This is a genomic window from Poritiphilus flavus, from assembly GCF_009901585.1.
In the GTDB taxonomy this organism is placed as follows: Bacteria; Bacteroidota; Bacteroidia; order Flavobacteriales; family Flavobacteriaceae; genus Poritiphilus; species Poritiphilus flavus.
The window spans coordinates 162901-186453 of the sequence record NZ_WXYO01000004.1 but is presented as its reverse complement, the minus strand read 5'-3'; the positions used below and the strand labels follow the sequence as shown (position 1 = coordinate 186453).

Here is a 23553-nt window from a genome sequence, read left to right as displayed (position 1 = left end):
ATTCGTTAGTTTGATTCTTGTTCTAAAAAACCCAATACATAAGTCAGCGGGGCATTCCAGTTCAGGCATATTTCGTTGCTGGCATAGCTCGGTTCCTGATCTACCCACGCCTTCATGGGGGCCACGTTCTCAGGATAAACAACCCCATTACTGGCATCCTGAAGTCTGCTGTTTGGCCCGCCACTTAATAATCCGGGTACGGATTCTTCTATGCCATCTGCTGCGCTCGGTCTATGGTGTAGGAACATAGGGGTCTTATCCCCGAACCCGCTAAGAAAACTGTATCCTACCGCATTATTACCCAGGATGTAATCCACGGCTTGCTGAGCCCCAAATAAGTACTTTTTATCCGGGTTGATGCGATATGCATGAGCCATGATCATAGCTGCATTAAGTACATCGCTATTTGAGCCCCACTGAAAATCGTCAATGGGTTGAAAGTATTCCTGTTCCAGCGCTTTCGATACCAGGTCATCAGCTGAGGCCAATATCCCTGAACGGATCTTTTGTAAAAGTTCATCCGGAACATTTTCAGGATTTCTTAAAAGCGAGAACATTCCGAGAAACCGCATATACCTGCGCCAGCCATCACCGGGTTTCATCTCAAAATCCAACTGTTCTTCCTTCAAATGGTCCAGGTACTGCTGGTCTCCGGTGGATACAAACAGTTCCGAAGCCGCCCAAAAGAATTCATCTGAAAAGTCGTCGTCTCCATATTCCCCGGTACTTATGTCTTCGGGATTCTTGAAAGCGACATCAGGGTTGTCTTTAGCCCACTGATAAGCTTTCCTGGATGCTACAAGGCAAGTATTGGCATAATCCTGGTCCGAAGTTTGAAAAACCCGGTATGCCTGGGCCGCCATCGCCGCAAAATCCAGGGTTGAACCAGTTCCTTTACCGATGACATAGCGCGTACTAACCGCTTTGTCTGGCATCACCATTCCCTCAAAACCTTTGGTGGTCAGTTTGTGAAACATACCCCCGTCTTCATCCTGCATGGTCAGCACCCAGTCCATCTCGTATTTTAGTTCATCCAGATAATCACTTCGGCCATTGCCACTTTCCGGAATATTGAGATCGCCATCAATGATAGCCTCAGGATATTCCTCGTACAAAGTATAGAACTGTCCAAGGGGAAAACTGGCATTTAAAACATACTTTCCGTAATCTCCGGCATCGTACCAACCTTTAGGGGAAACCAGGAATCCATCAGTTCTCCCACTAGATGGATGAAAACTTACGCTATCATCCGGATGGCCTGCCGCTCTATGCCATTTCCCGGCAAATTTTTCATCCAGGGCCATACTTGCCCGTTGGTAGTACAAGCCCTTGACACTACCCAAAAAAGGAGCCTGCAGGATGTGTTTTCCGATCTCAAAGGGATAAGACTGTCCGATACCAGCTATAGCCAGTTGGTATGTACCTTCCTCATTGAAGTCAGTAAAATCTGCGATGCGGACCTCTTCTCCGGACAACTCCCATTTACGAGCTTCGGACAGGTCTGCTGAAAATACATTCTTACCTGACTTTGCCTCAATAAGCTCAAATTCAGTGGCTTCTACCACACCGACCACCACAGCTTTCTTTATGAATATAGGGTAGTATCCGATTTGATTAAGTCTGATTTGTTCGCTTACAACGCCTTCCGAGCCCCTGGTTTGCTCTTTACAGCCAAGAAAGAACAAGACTGTGATCACCAAGATCAATGCAGTAATAGTATTTCTCATCATATTGTTGCTAGATCATATCCACACATGTAAATACCTGCCGTCCCTTTTACTTAAATCCTCCCTTTGACACTAATCCTTTCGCTTCTGAGCGATGAACCAATCGTATAAGCCTTCCGTATTATACGCCTGTACCCAGGAATTATGCCCGACTCCCTCGTACTTTGTAAACTTTACATCATAGCCCATCTGCTGAAGCTTGTCTACCATATTTTGAGACTCAGAAAAGGGAATGGATTTATCTTCGGTTCCATGAAAAACCCAGATAGGCATATCTTTATCAATCCAGGAAGCATAGGGTACCGGGGTCATCCCACATACCACCGCCATAGCAGCGAATCTTTCAGGGTACTGTACGGCCAATTCCCAGGCTGCCCCTCCACCACGACTTAATCCTGTTAAATATATTCTTTTTTTGTCAACGCGATTGCTTTGAACTATGGTATCAAGTAACTGCATAACGGCTCTGGTGTTCCACCATTTTTTCGGATGAGGGTTTTGCGGTGCAAGGATCAGGAACGGAAATTGTTTTCCTTCCGCTATCAGTTTGGGAGGGCCGTTTGACTTTAGCGCCCCAAGACTGTCTCCGGATTCTCCTCCTCCGTGTAAAAAGAGTAGAATAGGGAATTGCTCTTCCTTTTTAGTCTCGTAATCCGGTGGAAAGTACAGATAGTACTGCAGTTTTTCTATCACAACGGTTTCTTCTTCATCAGCTAACAGCTGGCTCTTAGGTTGGGAGGCACAGCTTTCAATAAAGAGAAGAACCAGAATTATGCTCAGGCCGCGAATCATGTGTTAAAAGGCTATTTTATTTTATTCTCAAGAAGAAAGAGGTCTGCAGATTCGTGATCCGGATATCTGAACAGGTCCATATCCCCATCGCCATCATAATCTATGGCCTGACCGTTATAAATACCTTCTGAGGTAATGATCATCTCCTCATATTGATCAGGAGATCCCGTATTTAAAAACACACTTACCGGAAAGCTGTTTTTATCCAGGTTAACCGCTCTTCCCCCATTGACCCCAGCAAGTACATCGAAATCCCCGTCGAGGTCAAAATCGTAGACCTGTAAGGTGTGGCAGGCCACTATACTGTCCTTTATTACTGTGCGTTGCCAGTTTTGTCCGGATTTTTTATAGCTTACCAAGGGATATCCCGCCCTTTCGGAATGGGCCATATAGATCTCTGCCACTCCATCCCGGTCGGTATCCCTGACGAATGTTTTGGTTCCGTTTCTGGACCAGTCTCCTTCCTGGTTATTCCATTGCTCGTCCAGGTTCTCTTCCAGCCAGGTTTCCGTGATATCCTCTCCCGGGTTGTAGTAAATGAGGCCGTTTGCCACAATGTCTGGAAATCCATCGCTATTCAGATCACCCACGTCCATACCTTCGTGTAATACTTCGTTCTGAATAAATTGCACCTTATACCAGGTATTTTCGTTTTCCTGTCTAAAAATACTCAGCGTATGTTCATCAAAAGTAAGTACGGCAAGATCCAGATTACCATCGTTATCAAAATCAGCAAAACTGACATCTTTTACCGCATCCGGCACCGTACCAATGGTGTGAGCCTTCCATTCTTCCCCGGTATTTTCATACCAAAAGAGTTCAGCGGTGGCCCCGGCATCCGTCCATTCCCCGGGATGCTTTACGGCGATAACATCATAATCTCCGTCCCCGTCTATATCATTGCTTTCTAAATCCCCGCTGGCAAAATAGCCCCCTGAAATCGGCTGTTCAGCGATCACTGTTTTCTCCCAAAGACCAGGCTCCTTTTTACCTGTAAAATATCCCAGGTAACCTCCGGATCCATTGTTATGAATAAAGAGGAGATCGGCAATGCCATCTCCAGTGACGTCTTTAGGTGTATGCGCCCACCAGAGTTTAGCGCTATTGACGATCTTGCGCGATTCAAATGTGAGTTCTTTGTCGGATTGTCCTTCCGCATCGGAGTTTTTCTTTTCCCTGGGACCTCCACAGGAGATTGCCAGTAAAAGAAAGCTCAACAGGACATGGTTAAAGCTTATCTGTAATTTCATCTTTGGCTGTACGTATGCTATTTTCGATATGAAGGGTTATTTGTTGGTGTCCGTCTTTGCTATTTACATGTGCCCCGTAAAACCCAATGAGGAAAGTGTTTAGACCTTTGAGCAGGGCTTGAGCATTGTCTTCTCTTCCGAAGCCAAAAACTGTCATACCATCTTCGCTCAAAGCTCCATTTTCCGTATTCCCAAGATACGACATCATATCCATTTTATCATCATCGCTCAGCTGGGCAATATAAAAGCTGTTTTCAGTTCCTTTCCTACCAAAGTAGGCCCAATCAAACTGACCAAAATCGATGCTGCCTTTGTAGTAATCCGGTATGTCCTCAGCAGGTCCGTCCCTATTCGTACCATAGATCGATGTCTCCGGATCGTAAACCCCGCCTGGTGTACCTTCATAAAGAAACCAATAGGCTACGTTCGGATCCGCTTTGAGGATTTCAAAAATGGCATGATCATCGTAAAATGTCCACTCCCATTCCCACAAACCGCTTTTGGAAACCGTTCTTATTTTGTTTGTACCTACAAGCTGGGAATTGCAGCGATCGTGTCCCGGGTGACCTGCGCCGTCATCGGTCTCCGATTTAAACACCAGGTTTGGCAGACCCCTGAATGCAGAAGCAGCCGAAGCCGGATAGCTCCCCCAGGGTTCTCTCTTAAAGCTTACCCAATCGTTCCCATAGATATCAATAATGCGTGAAAAGCCTCCTCCTGCCCTGTCAAAATAGTAGGTAGCTTTGGCGGTTTCTACCCTAAAATGAGGGGTCCCTTCATACAATAACTCGTGGATCATCACATTGGTCACTGGTGTTGCATTTCGCCTGATCTTCATCATAATTCCCGGCCATTGCACATCCATGCCATGTACCATCTTACCCTCGTGAAGCGGTGTTTTTGCCGAACTGATCTCGTTTTTGCCCTCTTTCAGACTGCTGATATCTTCTATTTCCTGTTCGCTAAGAAAAGCGTCATAACATGGGGTATTGGCGGCCGTTGGCAAAGAATTTCCATTAATATTTAGCCCTGCGGAATAACAGGGACTCCAGCTGTTCCAAAAGAGTTTAACCTCATTTTCTGTTTGTAATTCAAATGGCAGATCTAAATATTCCGTGTGTACCCCATTCCGGGTGGTCCAAAAGGCGTCCTGTCCATAGGGTTTTATCAGGGATACGGATTTTGTCCGGTCTATCATCGAACCCTCAAGTACCGTACTGACCCTGGTAATGCCATTAATATCCTTTACCAGAGCCATAATTTTTATGGGATCCAGCTGATCTGGCAACCAGCTGGTATTCCATTTAAATTTGAACGGGGGTTTCGTAGCTGATCCGATATGGTTCGCCAATTGTCCCCTATGATAGCGGTACTGCCAGTCCAAATATTTTCCATCGCCTTTCCAATTGACATCCTCATAAAATCCAATATAATCTACCCGGGCGGTTTCAATTCCCTGCAGTGGTTCGATCTCCAGGTCAATTACATCTTTTATTTGCCCCTCTGAGCTTATACCAGATGACTTAAGGACAGGGACTATCCGATCTTCCGGATAGTAGACACGCAGCACTAAGCCGTAAATGATATTCTGTGGCCAATCCCAGGACTGTTCCTCAGACACGGTGAGGCGGAAGGCGTTCTGTCCCTGCTTCAACTGAGACAATGAAAGGGCTATCCTACTGTTGAAATGGAACATATAGTCTGTTGCACGAGCAGGAATAGTCCCGGGTTCCGGAAGCAACAATGGCACTCCTTTATTGAATTGTATACGCAGTTCTTTGGTGTCTTCATGCGATTGTACCCGCTCAACAAAAACTTCGGCCCTAAGGGCGTCTTGAAGGTTTACCTCAGCAGGCAGTTTTATAAAACCGTTTTCGTGAGCATCTTTTGGAAAGTGATCTTCGTTTGATTTGTAATCCAATTTTCCACCCACCCTGAGAAATCGTCCCTCGTCGTTTACCCTTTCCGGAGCCCAGGGATAGTCTTTGAAGCGCATTCCTGTTTTCAGAGGTTTGGTCTTGTCATTACGCCAAAGGTGTATATACTGGTGTCTATCCCATCCGGCGCCAATAATGTCTAAATCCCCATCAAGATCAATATCTACCCATTGGGTTCCCAGGTGATTCTCTTTTCCTGTATCTATAACTTTCTTTGAAAAACTTCCTTTCCCATCGTTATACCAAAGTTGTAACTCTAGTTTCTCCCCTTTGTGTTCAGCGCTTAGCAGGTCTATATCTCCGTCCTGATCGATATCCGCGATGTCCAAATTATTACTGGAGTACTGAGTGGCAATACGGTTCCTTTCCCAGCTTTGCAAGGTTTGCTGGCCGTACCACCACAGATTGGCATCGGGTTCCAGGCCAGGGTAGCGTTCCTCGGTGACGATTACATCAGCTTTTCCATCACCATTGACATCCGCAATCTCTACCCTGTCTATAGGGTGTTCGCTCTCGCCTATATGTGTTTCCTTCCACGGCCGGTCTATTCGTCCCGGGTTTTCATACCATATCAGGTATTTGGGTTCTTCCTCCCCATCTGGTCGCCTTCCTGCAGCAATATCAAGATCTCCGTCAGCGTCAATATCACCCACTCCTATGCCTTCATCAGAGGTATTCTCACAAATTAGTCTTACTTCCCATTCCTGATCTTTGTTGTCATTCTCAGGAACAACCACTATATAGATATTCCCGTTCCCGGCAATGACGAACTCCATAGGCCCACCTTCAATAAATTGTGCTTTTTCAAAGCCCTGGCTGTTCACATGGCTGGTGGCCGGAACTGTTCCGATCCGCTTTCGCGAAAAAGCCGTAGCCTCTGTGTTTAGCGCTTCATACCAGAACAGATCTGGCAGGGCCATGGCTATCAGATCAGCATAGGGATCACCATCAACATCAAAGCATAAAATACCGTCTACATTATCGTCCAATACCGTACGTTCCCAATCAGACTCCATATTATCACCGGGATTGTGGTACAAGTACCTGCCGGAGAGGATATCGAGGTCCCCATCCCGGTCAATATCTCCGGCATCCAAACCGAAATATCTAAGCCATTCCGGTTTGGCCCAATCTCCCCACATCTGTTTGGTACTGTCAATTTCTATATAGGTCCAGGAATCAGAAGAGGTCTGTGCCTGAAGTAAAGGAGCGGAAACAAAGTAAACGAGACAAGAAGTTAATAGAATCTTTTTTATCATATGGTTAAAGCTGTTATATAAAAATAACCAAAGCAGGTCATACATTTAAACCGTATTTTGTCAATTCTGGCACAGATAACTAAGGCTCAATTTGTTTCCTTATTTGCTAATTTCTAACTTTAAGACAGTCTTTAAATGTATGTGATATGAGCGCCATTAATGATCTTGCAGAACAACATCGTCCGGTATCCGGACTTTTTAAGCAACCAAAGACTGATGCGGAATGGGATCAGTTCGCTTTAAGTGAGGAACAATTGTCTTCGTATCTGACTAAGGGTTATGTTTCTGGAATCAAATTACTGGAAGAATGGCAGGCTGATGCCCTTCTGGAAGAACTTAAAGAGATCAGGAACCCGGAAAATCCTTCACATGAGCTTTTCTATGAGTTCCATTCCAATGAATCCAGCGACCCGGAAGCCGTACTTTTCCACTCCCTTGGGCATTGGCGTATAAGCGAAGGCTTTCACGATGTACTTTGGAACCCCGCATTTCTTAAGGCTGCAAGTCAATTGCTCGGAAACCGCTCGGTGCGTTTCTGGCATGATCAACTTTTTTGTAAACCGGCGCATCATGGCGGAGTGGTGGCCTGGCACCAGGATTTTTCCTATTGGACAAGGACTACTGCCATGCAACACCTGACTTGTTGGGTAGCCCTGGACGATGCCACGGTAGACAACGGTTGCCTGCATTATATACCTGGAAGCCATAACTGGGGTTTACTTGAAAAACCAGAACTGGCCGGGGATATGGAAGGCATCATGGATTATCTTTCTGAAGAACAAAAGGCAGCTTTTAAGCCAGTCCCCATAGAACTGAAAAAAGGTTATGCTACATTTCATCATCCCTTACTCATGCACGGCTCATTTGAAAACCGTTCTGATCGCAAAAGGAGGGCCTTTGTCCTCAATGTATTCGCAGATGGTACCAAGAGTAATACGGATGAAGTCTTACTAAAGGGGGTACCAGTAATTCCGAAAGGCCAAAAAATGCAGGGGAAATTCTTCCCACTACTTTACGAAGCTACCTAAAGCAACATAATTATTTCAGGGAAACGGACATCAGGTAATCATCCGCGGCCATGTATAAGATCTGTTCATTCTCATCCAGTGCGCAGTTGGCCGTTTTTTGTCCGGTATGTATCCTCGCTATAGGAGTTCCGGCTGGGTTAAATATCCAGATCCCTCCTGGTCCTGTAGCAAACAAATAGCCTTTGCTGTGCATTTTCATACCATCCGGAAGTCCCTGCTGCCCTTCCTTTCCTATCAGCCCGGTAACGTCGTACAACAGATTTCTATCCCCTACTATGCCCGGGGCGGTTATATCATAACGGTTCCAGACCGCCTGTTCCGGGTCGGATACCGCGACAAACAATTGGCTTTCGTCTGTAGACAAGGCAATTCCATTGGGACGGCTAAGCATATCTACCAAAAGTAATTCACCTGAATTCAACAAGCAGTAAACCCCTTGAAATTCCAGTTCTTTGTTTTCGTCCTCCATGCGATTAGGAAGACCATAGGGCGGGTCCGTGAAGTACAGATTACCCTGGCTGTCAAACACCCCGTCATTGGGACTATTTAATCTCTTGCCATGATAATTATCCACAAGGACCTCGAACTCAGCTGCGGGGTCCGAGACGGGTCTTTTCATTTTGGCCACGCGGCGATCGCCATGCTGCATGAGGACCAATTCCCCTTCGGCATTGAGAAGCAGTCCGTTGGATCCTGGTTCCGATCCGTTAAAATTCTCGCCGGAAAAGCCGGAAGGAAAGAGATAGGTGATGGTATCATTTTGCGGATCCCATTTGTAAACCTTGTTGTTGGGGATATCTGAAAAAAGTAAAAAATCCCCATCCGGGACCCATAGGGTACCTTCTGTCCAGCTAAAACCCGAAGCCAGAGTTTCAATTTGGGTCTTTGGATCCAGCAAACTCAAGGCCTCATCCTCCAGGATCTCAATATAGGGAGGAGATTGCTCTTCAACCTTAAGTACGGTTTGCCTGGGTTTGGCTTCTTTACAGGAATGCCATGAAGATATCATTAGAATAGCCAATAGCGATAAGGCTGTGTTCCAAAGCCTCTGAAAGCTGTTTTTTCTATCATGCATATCTAAAATTTAAAACATTCTATGAATTACATCACTCTGCTATGAAAATAGTCAATTTATGTTGTTTTTAAAACCACGTGTTATACTATCTGATTTTGGCCAGCATGGACAAAGTTGTATTTTTAATGCTCTTATGAAATATATCGTCTGCCAGACTCCTGGAAGTTTTCTCCTTAAAGAAAAAAGCCCTCCTTCGAGAAAGAAAGGTGAGGCCCTGTTGAAAATCGTTAAGGTTGGTATTTGTGGAACCGACCTGCACGCATTCTCCGGGAACCAGGCCTTTTTTACCTATCCCAGGATATTAGGTCATGAACTGTCGGCAGAAATTCTGGAGATCGATGAAAATGATAAAGGTATTATTGCGGGCGATAAGGTGGTGATCATGCCCTATGTCAGTTGTGGAAAATGTATTGCCTGCAGAAGCGGCAAACCCAATTGCTGCCAGGAGTTGAAAGTCTTGGGTATTCATACCGATGGAGGAATGCAGGAGCAGTTTTGTGTTTCGGTTGACCTGTTAATTAAGGCTACTGACCTCAGCCATGATGAAATTGCTATAGTGGAGCCTTTAGCCATAGGGATGCACGCGCTGGGGCGGGCGCAGATCCAACCAGGAGAGAACCTTGTGGTTATGGGTTGCGGCCCCATAGGCCTTGGAATATTGAAATTAGCCCAGCTATCCGGAGCGAATGTTATTGCACTTGATATCAGTAAAGATCGGCTGAGATATGCCAAAGAGGTTTTCGGAATAAAACATACGGTTTTGGCCGATTCCGGCGCCAGAGAAAAAATTGCGGAACTTACAACAAACAATATGGCCACCGCCGTTTTTGACGCCACGGGTAATAAGAAGGCCTTGGAATCCGGGATTGATTATATGGCTCACGGAGGAAGGTACATTCTTGTGGGGCTATCGAAAGAAAGCCTGAGTTTTCATCATCCGGCAATACACGCCAAGGAAACTACGCTCCTTTGCAGCAGAAATGCCACTATGGAAGATTTCAGACAGGTGATTCAGGTATTGAGATCTGGTCAGTTCCCGACAGCGGCCTTTGTTACCCATAATATTGATTTCACTTCCATGATAAACGTATTTGAAAGTTGGTTGGATCCAAAAGCGGGCGTAATAAAAGCCATGGTCAATTTTTAGAACTAATACCTCAACGGAGGAATAAATAACGTAAAGCTTATGAGTAGCACCCGGGTCTTAAAACTACATCCTAAAGACAACGTTCTGGTTGCGCTACAAGATATGGAGCCTGGAACAGTGGTTGAAGAAGGAGGCTCCCCGCTTTCCCTGGTTAGCAAAGTTTCTGCCAAACATAAATTCGCAGCCGAAGACCTGAGTGTAGGCGATAAAATCACCATGTACGGTACCCTGGTAGGAAAGGCTACCAGGCGGATCTCACGAGGGGAAGTGATCAGCCTGGATAATACGGTTCACGATGCGGCCGCCTATCAGGTAGGCCAACACATTGAAAAATGGGAGAAACCTGATGTAAGCAAATGGAAAGAGCGCACTTTTGATGGATATCACAGGGCTGACGGAAGTGTTGGAACGGCCAATTTTTGGCTGGTTATTCCGATGGTCTTTTGTGAAAACCGAAATGTAGAAGTGCTTAGATCCGCACTGCTAAAATCCTTAGGTTACCATATTGCCGAAGATTTTTCCGTGGATACTGAAAGTCTGGTTTCCAAATACCTCAGCGGAGCATCCGAGGAAGAATTATGGGCTACAAGCATTATCCGAACACCGGAGGAGATCAAACAAAACAGGGCATTTCCCAACGTAGATGGAATCAAATTCCTCAGCCATGCCGGAGGATGTGGAGGTATGCGGGAAGATTCGGATGCGCTATGTGAACTGCTGGCTGGCTATATTACGAATGCCAACGTGGCCGGGGCTACCGTGTTGAGCCTGGGCTGTCAGAACGCCGAGGTTCGCCTGCTCGCAAACGGGATAAAGGAAAGAGATCCCAACTTCTCCAAACCTTTGTACATACTGGAGCAACACAAGAGTAAAAGTGAGCGTCATTTCATTGAAGAAGCCGTAAAAAAGACTTTTATAGGCCTGATAGAAGCCAATAAGACGGAGAGAAAGCCGGCACCATTACATCATTTGACGTTGGGACTGGAATGTGGCGGTTCTGACGGTTTTTCCGGAATTTCGGCTAACCCTGCCCTGGGCTACACTTCGGACCTTCTTGTTGCACTGGGAGGAACGACCATCTTGTCTGAATTCCCGGAACTGAATGGAGTGGAACAGGAATTGATCAACCGATGCACGTCCAGGGAAACCGCGGAGAAATTCGCCGGATTAATGGATGCCTATTCAGCAAAAGCGGTTGCTTTGGGTTCTGGTCTGGAGAATAATCCTTCTCCCGGGAACATCAAAGACGGTTTGATAACAGATGCCATGAAATCTGCCGGAGCTGCAAAAAAGGGAGGCACCTCCCCGGTTACCGATGTTTTGAATTACGCGGAAAAGGCGAGGACAAAGGGGCTTAACTTACTGTGTACCCCCGGAAACGATGTTGAAAGTACTACCGGACTGGCAGGCTCGGGCTGCACCCTTATCGCCTTTACCACCGGTTTGGGTACCCCAACAGGGAACCCGATCGCCCCGGTGATCAAAATATCCAGTAATAACGAGCTTCAAAGGAGAATGAAGGACCTTATCGATATTAACGCGGGGACTGTAATTACCGGTGAACACAGCATTGAAGAAAAAGGTGAAGAACTGTTGGAATATCTGATACGGGTAGCAAGCGGTATTGAAATGCCCGCCGCGGTAAGGCTTGGTCAGGATGATTTCATCCCCTGGAAAAGAGGAATTTCACTTTGATAATCCTTATGAAAGCACTCAACAGATCTACCGTCGGAATCACGGAGCAGCTACCTCTTAAAATAGTCCAATTCGGAGGCGGAAACTTCCTGAGGGCTTTTGTAGACTGGATGATTCAAATACTTAACGAACAGACTGGCTTTAATGGAGGAATCGCGCTTGTTAAACCCACGGCTGGAGGGGACTACGCAGCATTGCGGGCTCAGGAAGGGCTTTACCACCTGGTTTTAGATGGAGTTTCCGCCGGCAAACACATTTCAGATATCAAACTTATCAGCTGTGTGCAAAAGATCATCAACCCTTATACCGAATGGGACGCGTATCTGGACCTTGCAAAAGAAGCTGAACTCAGATTCATTGTTTCCAATACCACGGAATCCGGGATCCGGTTTAACTCCTCCGACCTGTTCGAAGATCATCCTCCTAAGGAATTTCCGGCTAAGCTCACCCAACTCTTATACCAACGCTTTGAACACTTTAGGGGAGACCCGACCAAGGGCTGTTTCTTGCTGCCGTGTGAGTTGATCGTAGACAATGCGGAAGCATTGAGAGTGTTAATCTTACGCTATGCCGACCTATGGAATTTGGGTGAAGATTTTAAGCATTGGATAAATACCGCAAATGCCTTTTGCAATACGCTTGTAGATCGAATTGTTTCCGGATATCCAGAGGCCAGGGCATCCGAAATTCAATCGGAGCTGGGCTTTGAGGATCAGTTATTGGTTGCCGGAGAATACTATCACAGTTGGGTTATTCAGGGAACTGAAGAAATTCGGCAGGAACTTGGGTTCCATCAGACCGATCTGAACGTACAATTCGCAGATGATCTCACCCCTTTTAGGGAAATGAAAGTCAGGATTCTAAATGGGGCACATACCGCCGTGGTTCCTGTAGGATATCTGGCCGGCCTAAGGTATGTACACGAGGTAATGGACCATGAATTGGTCTGTGGCTTCATTGAAACGCTTTTGTCTACCGAAGTGATCCCCACCCTGGACTATCCTGATAGCACAACCAAAAAGTTTATGGCCGATGTACTGGATCGATTTCGAAATCCAGTACTGGAACATCAGTTAATGAGCATTGCCTTAAACAGTACTTCAAAATTCGTATCCCGATTACTGCCCACTTTAAGGACCTATTATTTAAGAAAGAATTCCTTGCCTAAACACCTTGTGTATGGGCTGGCTGCATTGATCGTGTTTTACCGTGGGGAGTTTGACAACAAGCCTATTGAACTGAAAGATAACGAGCAGGTATTGACCTTCTTCAGCACTTCATGGGCCCGTTATGAAAGTAAAGAACTCAGCGGAAGGGAATTTATCCATTCCGTTTTGGCTAATGAGGACATCTGGGGTGAAGATCTGAATAGTTTTGAAGGACTGGCTGAATTGATCCTCAAATATCTGGAGTTGATACAGGCAAAAGGAATAAAAGATACCTTAGAAAATTTAGATTGATATGATTATAGACTCGCATCAACATTTTTGGAAGTACGACCCCGTAAAGCACTCGTGGATCAATGATGAAATGGCCGTCATCAGAAAGAGTTTTATGCCTGAGGACCTGAAATTGGTGTATGCGGAGAACGGGGTTGACGGATGTGTTGCGGTTCAGGCGGATCAAAGTCTGGATGAAACCGATTTTCTCCTGGGTCTTGCCAAGGAAAACGAATTTATAAGAGGAGTTGTGGGTTGGGTAGACTTCCGGTCCGGCGATGTAGAAGAACAACTGGAAAAATACAATTCAGAGGAAAAAATCAAGGGATACCGGCACATTGTACAGGGAGAACCGGACCACAATTTTTTATTGAGATCCGATTTTCTGAGGGGAATTGGTATGCTGGAAAAGTTTAACAGCACTTATGATATCCTGATCTTTCCACATCAACTGGGGGCTTCATTGGAATTTGTAAGACGCTTTCCAAAACAAAAGTTTGTGATAGACCACCTGGCCAAACCTTACATCAAAGATGGTTATTTTGACGGATGGGCCGTGCTGATGAAGGAATTGGCGAAACACGAGAATGTGTATTGCAAACTTTCAGGCATGATCACCGAGGCGGACTACCACTCCTGGACCGCACAGCAGATTGAACCTTATATGAATTTGGTGTTGGAAGCGTTTGGGACAGACCGATTGCTCTATGGTTCTGATTGGCCGGTATGCCTCGTCGCCGGAGATTATGCCCGGGTAAAAAGCCTGGTTACTGACTTCATAGGCGATTTAAGCCAGGACGAACAATCCGACATCATGGGAAACAATGCCCAGGAATTCTACAATTTATAATATAGTCTGCTTGTAATTTGACAAGAGACTTAGCTGTAGTCCCTGTTTTTTCTGCTTAGCAGGGCGTTGGCCTCAGCGTCTTCCTTAAATTTCTCTGCTACAGGGTCCCAATTCAATTCTCTGCCGAGTTGATAGGCAATATTGGCAAGATTGCAAATTGTCGCAGATCGATGTCCGGTTTGAACGTCACAAATGGGCTTGGTTTTGTTTTTGATGGCATCCAACCAATCCTGATAGTGATTGCCTTTAGCATCGTACAAATGGGTATCCGAGTCTTTCAGTTGTACGCTTAATATACTGGCTGGGTTAGTCTCCAGATAATTTCTGCTGATATCAAGACTTCCCTCAGACCCGATAAACCGAACTCCCCATCCCCTATCAAAGTCCTGGTGTACCATTTCTATACCGTTTTCATAGTACATTCTCAGGCCACGAACCGCGGCTGGATTTTCCGGTGGCAGGTATTTTACAGGTCCTGTCCGGTCCATTCCCAGGGCCCATTGGGCTATATCGAACATATGTGCGCCCCAATCGCATAGGATACCACCTCCTGTTTCCTTGAATTTTCTCCAATCCGGCCAGAATTTCACCTTGTTTTTGGATGGAGCTAACCTATGGTTATAGGCCAACATAGGTGCCGGGCCGCACCAAAGGTTCCAGTCTACCTTTTTGGGTAGTTTTTCAGGTAGCAGGTCGTAGTCACGAGCGGGGTCTCCTACATTTACAAGTACTTTTTGGATCTCTCCCAGGTAGCCGTTTCTGACCAGTTCTGAGGCCTTCCGGAAATTCTCCCAGGATCGCTGCATACTACCGGTTTGCACAACGGCCCCGGTTTCCGCAGCGGTCTTTACCATGGCTATACCTTCGGATACTCTATGGGACAGGGGTTTTTCACAAAAAAGGTGCTTTCCCGCTTTCATGGCATCTATTGACTGTATAGCGTGCCAATGATCCGGCGTAGCAACAACAACTGCATCAATATCCTTTCTTTCCAGCAGCTCTTTATATTGGGCATAGGTGGTCACTCCTTCATAGCTTCCTTTTCCATATTTTTCAGCATATTGTTTCTGAACCTGTTTGCGGAACCATTTGTTCTTGGTACTCCAGACATCACTTCCCGCAATGATCTGGGCTGAAGTCTCATTGATAAATCTTCTTGCAAGTCCTTCGCTTTGTCTTCCGAGGCCTATGAAGCCCAGGTTGATCTTGTCGCTCGGTGCTACAAATCCCATTCCCAATACGTGCCTGGGTACAATGGTTACCGCTCCTAGCGCTAGCGTAGTTTTGAGCATAAAGCCTCTTCGGCTTAGGGGGTTCTTTGGATTTTGAGATGGGTTTTCAGTTGTTGTTAGTTGTTCTTTCATTCTTATAGGATTAAAACGCTTATTGAGGCTATAAACCGGACGCATTTTTAAGCAGACCTCAATATTTGGCAGCTTAAAATCACGGCAATATTCGGAATGGTATTAAGCTCGGTAGTAAGAGGCTATTGAAGATAAAAAAATTAGCTAAGTTGACTTCAATAAGTTCAAAAAAACAACAAAAAAGTTGCGTTCCTTCGGATATAGAATTACATTTGCACCCGCCTTTGCAGAACTTGATAAATCAAGCTTGCACGGGCAGGTTGGCCCGCTCGTTAGGCGATCTCAAATGATCACGGGTTTTACGGCCTTTGTTCATTGAATTACTTGGAGAGGTGCCAGAGTGGTAATGGAGCAGATTGCTAATCTGTCAACGCGTAAGTGTTGCCCGGGTTCGAATCCCGGTCTCTCCGCCTTCGCCTTTTTCCTTAGCGGAAAAAAGGCTTCGGCGGACATGTCCGCCAGACGTTCTTAACACCGTTTGGGGTGTAGCCCGCCTATGCTAAAGCTACGGCGGATGGACTCCGCCCGGTATCGCGCCAAGGCGCTGCTGAATTCTGCTATTTAGGGTTTGGCATTTGAAATATGAAATTTACACCATCGGGGTGTAGCCCGCCTATGCTAAAGCTATGGCGGATAAACTCCGCCCGGTATCGCGCCAAGGCGCTGCTGAATTCTGCTATTTAGGGTTTGGCATTTGAAATATGAAATTTACACCATCGGGGTGTAGCGTAGCCCGGTTATCGCGCCTGCTTTGGGAGCAGGAGGTCGCAGGTTCGAATCCTGCCACCCCGACTTCGCCCTCCAAAACTCGAGATTTTCGAGAGTGCCGGAGGGCTTTTTATTTTCTGATATTTACAAACAATTCTTATCTCGCCGGGCTACGTCGGGTGACACCCGACCTTTCAGCTTTTATGAGCAACGACACCATTTCAGGATCACGCGAACTAAGTGAGCGTAATCCTGGGAAGTTCAAGTCTAAGTTTAAGTACAAGTTCAAAGAGCACTGAAGTAAAAAACTCAAGACAAGCAAGTGCTAGCCATTATTAGAATCAACTCCACAAGCTATTGCAAGGACCACCAGCAGTGTAAGAGTTAAGATTTTATTCTTCCAGCTCAATAATCAAAGCATTCTTAGCTTTTACAAAAAGCTCACTGGAATTCTCAAATTCAGTTTCCGACAGTACATCTCTGCCAGAAAAACTTTGGCCCAATATCTCTTCGTATTGATTCAAACCAATTGTTATATCCTTTTCATCCTTGTTTAAGACGATCATAATTTTATTAGAATCATCGTATCTGAAAAAGACATAAATTTCATTGTCGTTCTTTGGGGAAAAGTGCATCAAATTACCCTTATGTATGGTTTTCGCGTTTTTTCTCCAATTGAATAGTTTTTTTGTGAATAGTTGGACATCCTTTTGCTTGTCTGTAAGGCCATTTCCAGTGAATGCATCTACTTTATCACCTTCCCAACCTCCGGGAAAATCAGATCTTATTATACCATGGTCCTCTGTTCCCGGGTTTTTCATAAGTATTTCGGTTCCATAATAGATTTGTGGGATACCTCGCACTGTAGCCGTATGTACCAGAGCAAGTTTTAAGAGATCCACATCTTCATTCAGTTGGGTGTATATTCTACTCATGTCGTGGTTGTCAGGAAAAATTACCAGATTCAATGGATCAGGATACAGATAATCTTGTCCTAACTCTTCGTATAGGTAGGTCCAGGAAGAAGTCCATGTTTTTTCATTGTTCAAAGAATTAACCAAGGCATTCTGAAGTGGAAAATCCATTAAACTCTTTAGATAGGAATTGTAGCCATTGGGATTTTCTTTTCCTTCCTGCCAATATGAGACGATCGCAGGACGCGTTACCCATTCTTCTCCGACAATATTGAAATCGGGATATTCAGTCATAATGGCTTTTGTCCAATCACTCATGAAGTACATATCAGGATAAGGGTAAGTATCCATTCGGATACCTGAAATACCAGAATATTCTATCCACCAAATACTATTTTGAATCAGGTATTTGGCCATTGAGCTGTTTCGTTGGTTCAAATCTGGCATACTCGGCACAAACCAACCGTCAAAAAATTGCCGGTAATCTATCTTTGAGGCATAGGGGTCCAGAATTACGGTTTTCCTATGATTTGTTCCTGTATACTCCGGCCATTGATTTATCCAATCTTCAGAGGGCAAGTCCTTCATCCACCAATGTTCCAGACCACAGTGATTAGCAATCATATCCATAATAACCTTTATCCCCTTTTCGGCCGCATCCATACACATTTCCTTGAACAATTCATTAGATCCATACCGGGGGTCTACCTTGTAAAAATCGGTAGTGGCGTATCCATGATAGCTGTTTTTTGGCATATCATTTTCCAAAACGGGATTGAGCCAAATCGCGGTAAAGCCCAGATCTTTGATATAATCAAGATTTTTCATAATGCCTTCTATATCTCCCCCATGTCTACCTCCTTTGTCAGATCGATTGGCTTTATCCATTAATCCGCTAACATTATCATTTCTTGTATTGCCATTGACGAACCTATCCGGGGTTATCAAATAAATGGCATCTGAAGAATCAAATCCTTTGAGTTTTTTCCTTGCCTCGTCCCTTTGAAGGAGAGGATAGGAATATGAAAAAGGTTGCTGGTTGTCTCTTGAAAAAGTAAAATTTAGTGTGCCAGACTGCGCCTCATCCGCAATTTCTAAAGTCAGAAACAAATAGTTCTTGTTAAGAACCGTTTTAGTTCCTTTTAGTTTTACGCCGGAATAGGTCTCTAAACGAGCGGAATACATACCTATCTCTTCGCCGTACACCAATAATTCTATTTCGTTAAAAGACATCCCGACCCACCAATTGGGCGGTTCTATCCTACTAATATGCTGTTTCTGGGTATATCCTGAGTATACCATCAAAAAAGAAAAAACGGATATTAAAAAGGGAATTCGTATCATAGTGAAGGTCTTATGTGGAAGATTATCTAGTTCCTGCAGTTATTTGATCTAAAAGTCTAAGTCAGCGTTAATCTATTGATTTATAGAAATCATTTCGCCCCAACTTATAAACTGACATGTTATTTATTTGCAGGAAAGATAATAAGACAAGTATTTCTTCTTATTTGGGGCTATTGAAATATTCACTTGGAGTTTTCCCAACAACTTTTTTAAACGATCTATTGAAAGAGGATTTGGAGTTAAAACCAACGTCAAGGGCTATGCCGAGAAAAGTATGATTTTTGTATCCCTCCTGCTCAACCCTTTCAATAAAATCCTGTACGCGGTACTGATTTACAAAGTCACGGAAATTTTTACCAAACCCTTCATTAATAGTCCTCGACATGATATGAACACTAGAATTCAATCGATCTGCTAATTCAGGTAAATTCAAGGTTGGATTCAAATAGAGCTTTTCAGTATCCATAACGGTTTTTAGTTGACTCTGTAGATGGATAATTTCCCGGTCGTTTGGAACTGATTTTGCATTTTCGAGGATCTCTATGGGCTGAATTTTAAAGATCTCCGGCTGTTTAATCGCAAAATACCCAAGAATATATACGGTTAAAGAGAATAGAATCCAATTGAAGTCTACCATTGCGTTAGTTATGTTGATGGTGTCAAAATTGAAAAGTATTCCAATTGCCCCTACAAGGTAGATGAGTAACCAAAAGACTAAACAGACCCATTTTACCACCATAATATTTTTCAAGTATGTAATGTTTTGATAATTCGAAATAGTGTTACCCATATTGCTAAAATAGGTTTTGACTATGGACCTGATCTTAAACCAATAAATTGCATTGAATAAAAGTGCTGCCGCACTAACCGCAACATAAATAGGCGGGTGCGATAGTCGAATTATTCCTCTTTCCACAAAAATGTGTGTGGGCTCTAAAAAAAACTGAATGTAGATAATAAGCTGAACAAAAAAGGGAATGAAATGAAACCAGGTCTTACGAGATAGCTTTTCGGAGGAATTTAATAGTTGATTGATGTAAAACAAAAATATGGGGGCATAGAGAAAATAGACTATGTCCGGAAATAATGCAAGTCTTGGAAAAGCTTCATAAACACTGCGATCATAGATGGAAACACGAGAAGCCAGGGCAAAGGAAATAAGGAAAATAAGCACGCTAAGAAATCTATTGGCCCTTTTGTTATTGTTTTCGAAAGAATTGATGATCAATACGAGAAGCAGCCCCTGCACTGCTGACAGCAGCAACACCAGGGTGTAAGGGTTGAAAAGGCCAAAAGATTGGTCCTCCCAATGAGAAATGGAAGCCTCTATAGTGGAAGTTTTCGGTTCTATTTTGGTCTTTCTATTCAATCGTGGTCTTCCGTAAGCCTTTCCTTCGACAGTGGGCCAGTTTCCCCTGGTGAATTTATATTCCAAAAGATCAAAAATTACGGGAACCTGCGTTTGCCAATGACCATTTGAAGTCTTGAGTAATTCATAACGCTTATCTCCCGGAACCCATCCATTAAAATTTCCAGTAACATAAATAGGAGCTTCCGGAGGTGTTCCTTCAGGGATCTTCACCACATTTACGGTTACCATCCTCGCATTTTTTACCTTTCCGATTATATCTGCCCAACCTGAAACTGTAAGGAATATGGTATCTCTGGAAGTTTTCTTCGGGGAGAATTTCCGAACCAAAGTCGGGTGTCCTTCGTGACCGACTTCAACTTTTTCCCAACTCCCCCTGGTAATTTTATAGGCCAGGATAGACTGATCGATGTATTCAGGTATTGTAAGGCCATACTTTCCATCAGCGTTCAATTTAAAGCTATAGTCAGGGTCGGAGGCATTCCAATTATTAAAAGAACCGGCTACATACAAAATGTCTGATTTGGGGGTGCTTGGCGGAATATCCTGGATAATAATGGTGGTTTGAGCAGCTACGGGAATCAGCGCAAGGAATACAATAAACTGTAACGCCTTTAAAAGCACTGATTGTTCACCACAAATTCTATTGGACAGCATAATTCAAACGCAGGTAAAGTCTACAATCTGACAATAATTTATTGATTTTTTAGGAAATTTCACCGTGTACAGCTGATTTTATATTATTTGTCTAAGTAGAAATCACATATTTCCATTGTAGGAAACTGAAAGACAATTCTTTTGTATGACCGTATAAAAATGTCAAGACCCTAGCCAGAATCTGACTAGGGTTTAAAACTAAAATTAACTAAACTCAAAAAATTACTTATAACCCTATGATCACGGGTTATACGAAATAAGAATAACTTTGATATCGATGGAAGGGTGATTCCATCAATTTTATCCCTTATAGGAGTTATTTATTTTATTGACCAAACTGCATATCCGTTGGCCGGGGCTTTTAGCAATACTGTTCCACTGTCATCTGTGGAAAGTCCGGTGGTTATACCACCTATATAATCATGCAGTTCTTGACCAGCCCAATGCGTTGTAACCTCTCTGCTTAATTCAAGTCCGTTCCTGTTAATATAAATTACGAGGCCAGGATTATCTCCATCGCCACTTCTTGAGGCGATGTATTCATCTCCATCCGAGTACAAAACCTCTAAATCTCCGGTAGCGATAGTCCTATTAATTAAAATAAGTTGATTTAGCTTTTCTTTGAACTCTTCATTCTCATAATCCAGATAAAAAAGGGTCGGATATCCAGGGTGCGTCAGGATAAATGCATAAGCAAAAAGTTTATATTCTTCCTCGATTACGGGTTCTCTGTCCGTGTCGTGATTTGCAACAAAGGTCACGGCATCGCCGGGATTCGTCTTCCAGAGCATGTCTCCATTTTGCAGGATGCTCAGGTCGTTTCGTTCAAATGCGTCCCTCATTTGAAACAGGCAGGGGAAATCAAAGGCATTGACTCCGGCAGCGGCCACCCACTCCCTAACCAAATTGGCGTTGCCATCGAAGAATTCACCAACGGACCACCCACCAACTTCATCCACCCAAGCGGATACAAACTCTGGGCTAAAACTTTTTACATAATCAAATCGCCAACCATCAAAACCAACAGTATTTTTATAGTATTTGGCAACTGAGTTATCGAATTTCCATAACCAGTTTTGAACATTATCCTGAAGATGACACAGGTCCTGCTCTTCAAAAAAGAGGGCTTCCTCATCGTTGTTGTGTATGCTATTTGGATGATAATCCTCAAAACTTCTGTTGAACAATCCTGAGGCATTCCCGTTCGTTTCGTTGAAGAGGGTAAACGTTTCCTTGCCGCGATACGGATTGAACTCTGGACCTCCGCCACTGTTATGTCCCATGACGATATCCGCGACTACTTCGATATTGTTCTCATGGGCCCTGGCGATTAAATTGTCCAATTCTTCACGAGAACCAAACCTTGTTTCGGTGGTACCATGTTGAAAATATTCTCCCAGGTCATAATAATCTGAAGGGTCGTAACCCATTGAGAAACCACCGGACTGTCCTTTTGAAGCAGGTGGCAACCAAATTCTGTCAATACCGGCGGCAGCCCATTCATCAGTCTTGTCAGCGATAAGGTCCCACCAATCAAAGCGAGGTTCCACATCCCAATAAAAAGCCTGCATCATTACCCCGTTACCATTTAAAAAAGAAGTAAGATCCTGACCCTCTAAAGGAGGTACTTCGATATTGGAAGCCTCTACAAGACCTGAAGGCTGATCAAAAACATCGGAACAGGATATTAGAACTATAGGTCCTGCCAGTAAAAGCCCGATAATCAGGAATCGTTTTACGATAGAAAAATTCATTGGCAAAGCGAAAAGTGAATTATATAATTTTTTCATCATGTCATTTAAAGATTACCCTTTAGTTAGAAAAGGCCATATAGACCGTCTTCTAACCTTAAAGATTTAATTCGGTGTAACGGAATAACTGTATTGCCTGGCATTGCTAAGGTCAAGTACTACTCTGTAGTTTCCACCGTTATCCACGCTTAAATTTGCGCCGCCAAAGTTCATGGAACCGTCTCCGTTGTCGTCGGCACCTAAATTAATGTCCCATGCATCGTTTGCCCTGAACTTAAATTCTCCGGCAGTTAAGTTAACGTCTATATACCATATCCGGTTATCAGGGTCGTAGGTCATATCCTGATCCGCTGTACCTACTGGATCCGCATCATCGGGCCATCCATTGGGTGTAGCTGCTCCAGTTAAAGCCCAATCTGCTTTTTGAAGGGAATAGGTAAGGTCTTCAGTGTTCATACGAACCAGATAATAGCCTGCAGTACCATCAGGGGTTCCGCAGTTTACCTCTCCATCCTGTTCTATGGTACCCGAAAATGTTCCGTCAGAATCTCCAGTGTCTCCATAATCACCATCAAAACTTTCGTTGGTGGGCAAGAACTTGTATTGTGCACCATCCACGGCCATATTTACAAAACCTTCAAAATCTTCCGGGTCGTCCAGAGTAGCTGCAATACGGACTGCATCTGAAGGAGTCCAATCATTGCCGTAACCGCTTGCAGCGAGAAAGCTTCCGACTACAAAGAATTCTTCGGGTTCGATCGGTGCGGAAGGTTCAAACGGTACCACACTAAAGGAAATAACATCGGATTCAATGGACAGCGAGCTGCCTAATGAGGCTATAACTTTAGCTTCCATTTGTACCGGAATGATGTTATCATCCGCATCCCTTGTTACTGTTTGAAGAAAAACTTCTTCTAACAGGTCGTTGAGTTCATCTACAGTCATGGAAACAAAAGTATTGGCGGTGTTTCCAAAACTATGTGGTGTTGCAAAGTCATTCCCCGCTATTCCCATTAAAAGTTCATAGCTTTCCACGGTGGTGACATCAAAATCTGCCGGGGACCACGTAAAGGTAACAGCTATATTGGACGCAGTCGCTTCGGTAAGCACGATAGTAGTTCCATTCAATTGAGAGGACAAGATCGGTGCCGCTACTACTGATGCTACTTCCACAGTATCATCCTCATCACAGGCAAGTAATGAGAACACCAGTACGAATGCTAATAGTTTTCCTAAATATTTCATCT

General features: G+C 44.2%; 15 protein-coding genes and 2 tRNA genes. 7 read left to right on the top strand and 10 right to left on the bottom strand.

What is annotated here, in order from left to right:
* Positions 1-5 precede the first annotated feature (5 nt).
* From GTQ38_RS09900 to GTQ38_RS09885, 4 genes are all read right to left on the bottom strand, one after another.
* Complete coding sequence (locus GTQ38_RS09900) at positions 6-1730, bottom strand: glycoside hydrolase family 9 protein (RefSeq protein ID WP_238857889.1); 1725 nt, start codon at positions 1728-1730, stop codon at positions 6-8.
* 69 nt (positions 1731-1799) lie between these two features.
* Positions 1800-2519, bottom strand: coding sequence for a carboxylesterase family protein (locus GTQ38_RS09895; protein ID WP_161435352.1), 720 nt, complete (start codon positions 2517-2519; stop codon positions 1800-1802).
* Between the two features lie 11 nt (positions 2520-2530).
* Entirely contained in the window at positions 2531-3769 is a 1239-nt protein-coding gene (locus GTQ38_RS09890) for an FG-GAP repeat domain-containing protein (protein WP_161435351.1), read from the bottom strand.
* On the bottom strand, positions 3747-6965 hold the full coding sequence (locus tag GTQ38_RS09885) for an FG-GAP repeat domain-containing protein (protein WP_161435350.1): 3219 nt from the start codon (positions 6963-6965) through the stop codon (positions 3747-3749). Before GTQ38_RS09885 ends, GTQ38_RS09890 begins: the two co-directional genes overlap by 23 nt.
* A 146-nt stretch (positions 6966-7111) precedes the next feature.
* On the opposite strand from GTQ38_RS09885, the gene GTQ38_RS09880 reads away from it, so the two are divergent.
* Positions 7112-7993: a phytanoyl-CoA dioxygenase family protein gene (locus GTQ38_RS09880; protein WP_161435349.1), complete on the top strand. Its 882-nt coding sequence runs from the start codon at positions 7112-7114 to the stop codon at positions 7991-7993.
* A gap of 10 nt (positions 7994-8003) precedes the next feature.
* Here GTQ38_RS09880 and GTQ38_RS09875 read toward each other — a convergent pair whose 3' ends face one another.
* Positions 8004-9068: an SMP-30/gluconolactonase/LRE family protein gene (locus GTQ38_RS09875; protein WP_161435348.1), complete on the bottom strand. Its 1065-nt coding sequence runs from the start codon at positions 9066-9068 to the stop codon at positions 8004-8006.
* Positions 9069-9201: 133 nt separating this feature from the next.
* On the opposite strand from GTQ38_RS09875, the gene GTQ38_RS09870 reads away from it, so the two are divergent.
* The 4 genes from GTQ38_RS09870 to GTQ38_RS09855 are packed head-to-tail and all read left to right on the top strand — an operon-like array spanning position 9202 to position 14199.
* Complete coding sequence (locus GTQ38_RS09870) at positions 9202-10215, top strand: zinc-binding alcohol dehydrogenase family protein (RefSeq protein ID WP_161435347.1); 1014 nt, start codon at positions 9202-9204, stop codon at positions 10213-10215.
* 39 nt (positions 10216-10254) lie between these two features.
* Positions 10255-11910: a UxaA family hydrolase gene (locus GTQ38_RS09865; protein WP_161435346.1), complete on the top strand. Its 1656-nt coding sequence runs from the start codon at positions 10255-10257 to the stop codon at positions 11908-11910.
* 8 nt (positions 11911-11918) lie between these two features.
* Complete coding sequence (locus tag GTQ38_RS09860) at positions 11919-13370, top strand: tagaturonate reductase (protein ID WP_161435345.1); 1452 nt, start codon at positions 11919-11921, stop codon at positions 13368-13370.
* Position 13371: 1 nt separating this feature from the next.
* Positions 13372-14199, top strand: coding sequence for an amidohydrolase family protein (locus GTQ38_RS09855; RefSeq protein WP_161435344.1), 828 nt, complete (start codon positions 13372-13374; stop codon positions 14197-14199).
* 29 nt (positions 14200-14228) lie between these two features.
* On the opposite strand, the gene GTQ38_RS09850 is transcribed toward GTQ38_RS09855, so the two are convergent.
* Complete coding sequence (locus GTQ38_RS09850; RefSeq protein WP_161435343.1) at positions 14229-15563, bottom strand: Gfo/Idh/MocA family protein; 1335 nt, start codon at positions 15561-15563, stop codon at positions 14229-14231.
* Positions 15564-15889: 326 nt separating this feature from the next.
* Here GTQ38_RS09850 and GTQ38_RS09845 point away from each other — a divergent pair.
* Together GTQ38_RS09845 and GTQ38_RS09840 are read left to right on the top strand one after the other, a co-directional pair.
* Positions 15890-15973: transfer RNA gene (locus tag GTQ38_RS09845), tRNA-Ser, on the top strand.
* Between the two features lie 307 nt (positions 15974-16280).
* A tRNA-Pro gene (locus GTQ38_RS09840) sits at positions 16281-16355 on the top strand.
* 308 nt (positions 16356-16663) lie between these two features.
* On the opposite strand, the gene GTQ38_RS09835 is transcribed toward GTQ38_RS09840, so the two are convergent.
* The 4 genes from GTQ38_RS09835 to GTQ38_RS09820 form a co-directional block, all read right to left on the bottom strand.
* The gene (locus GTQ38_RS09835) at positions 16664-18529 is read right to left on the bottom strand and encodes a glycoside hydrolase family 13 protein (protein WP_161435342.1); all 1866 of its coding nucleotides are present in this window, start codon (positions 18527-18529) and stop codon (positions 16664-16666) included.
* 160 nt (positions 18530-18689) lie between these two features.
* Positions 18690-20555, bottom strand: coding sequence for a helix-turn-helix domain-containing protein (locus tag GTQ38_RS09830; RefSeq protein WP_161435341.1), 1866 nt, complete (start codon positions 20553-20555; stop codon positions 18690-18692).
* 320 nt (positions 20556-20875) lie between these two features.
* Complete coding sequence (locus GTQ38_RS09825; RefSeq protein WP_238857888.1) at positions 20876-22348, bottom strand: alpha-amylase; 1473 nt, start codon at positions 22346-22348, stop codon at positions 20876-20878.
* Positions 22349-22411: 63 nt separating this feature from the next.
* On the bottom strand, positions 22412-23551 hold the full coding sequence (locus GTQ38_RS09820) for a SusE domain-containing protein (protein WP_161435340.1): 1140 nt from the start codon (positions 23549-23551) through the stop codon (positions 22412-22414).
* Positions 23552-23553: the final 2 nt, after the last annotated feature.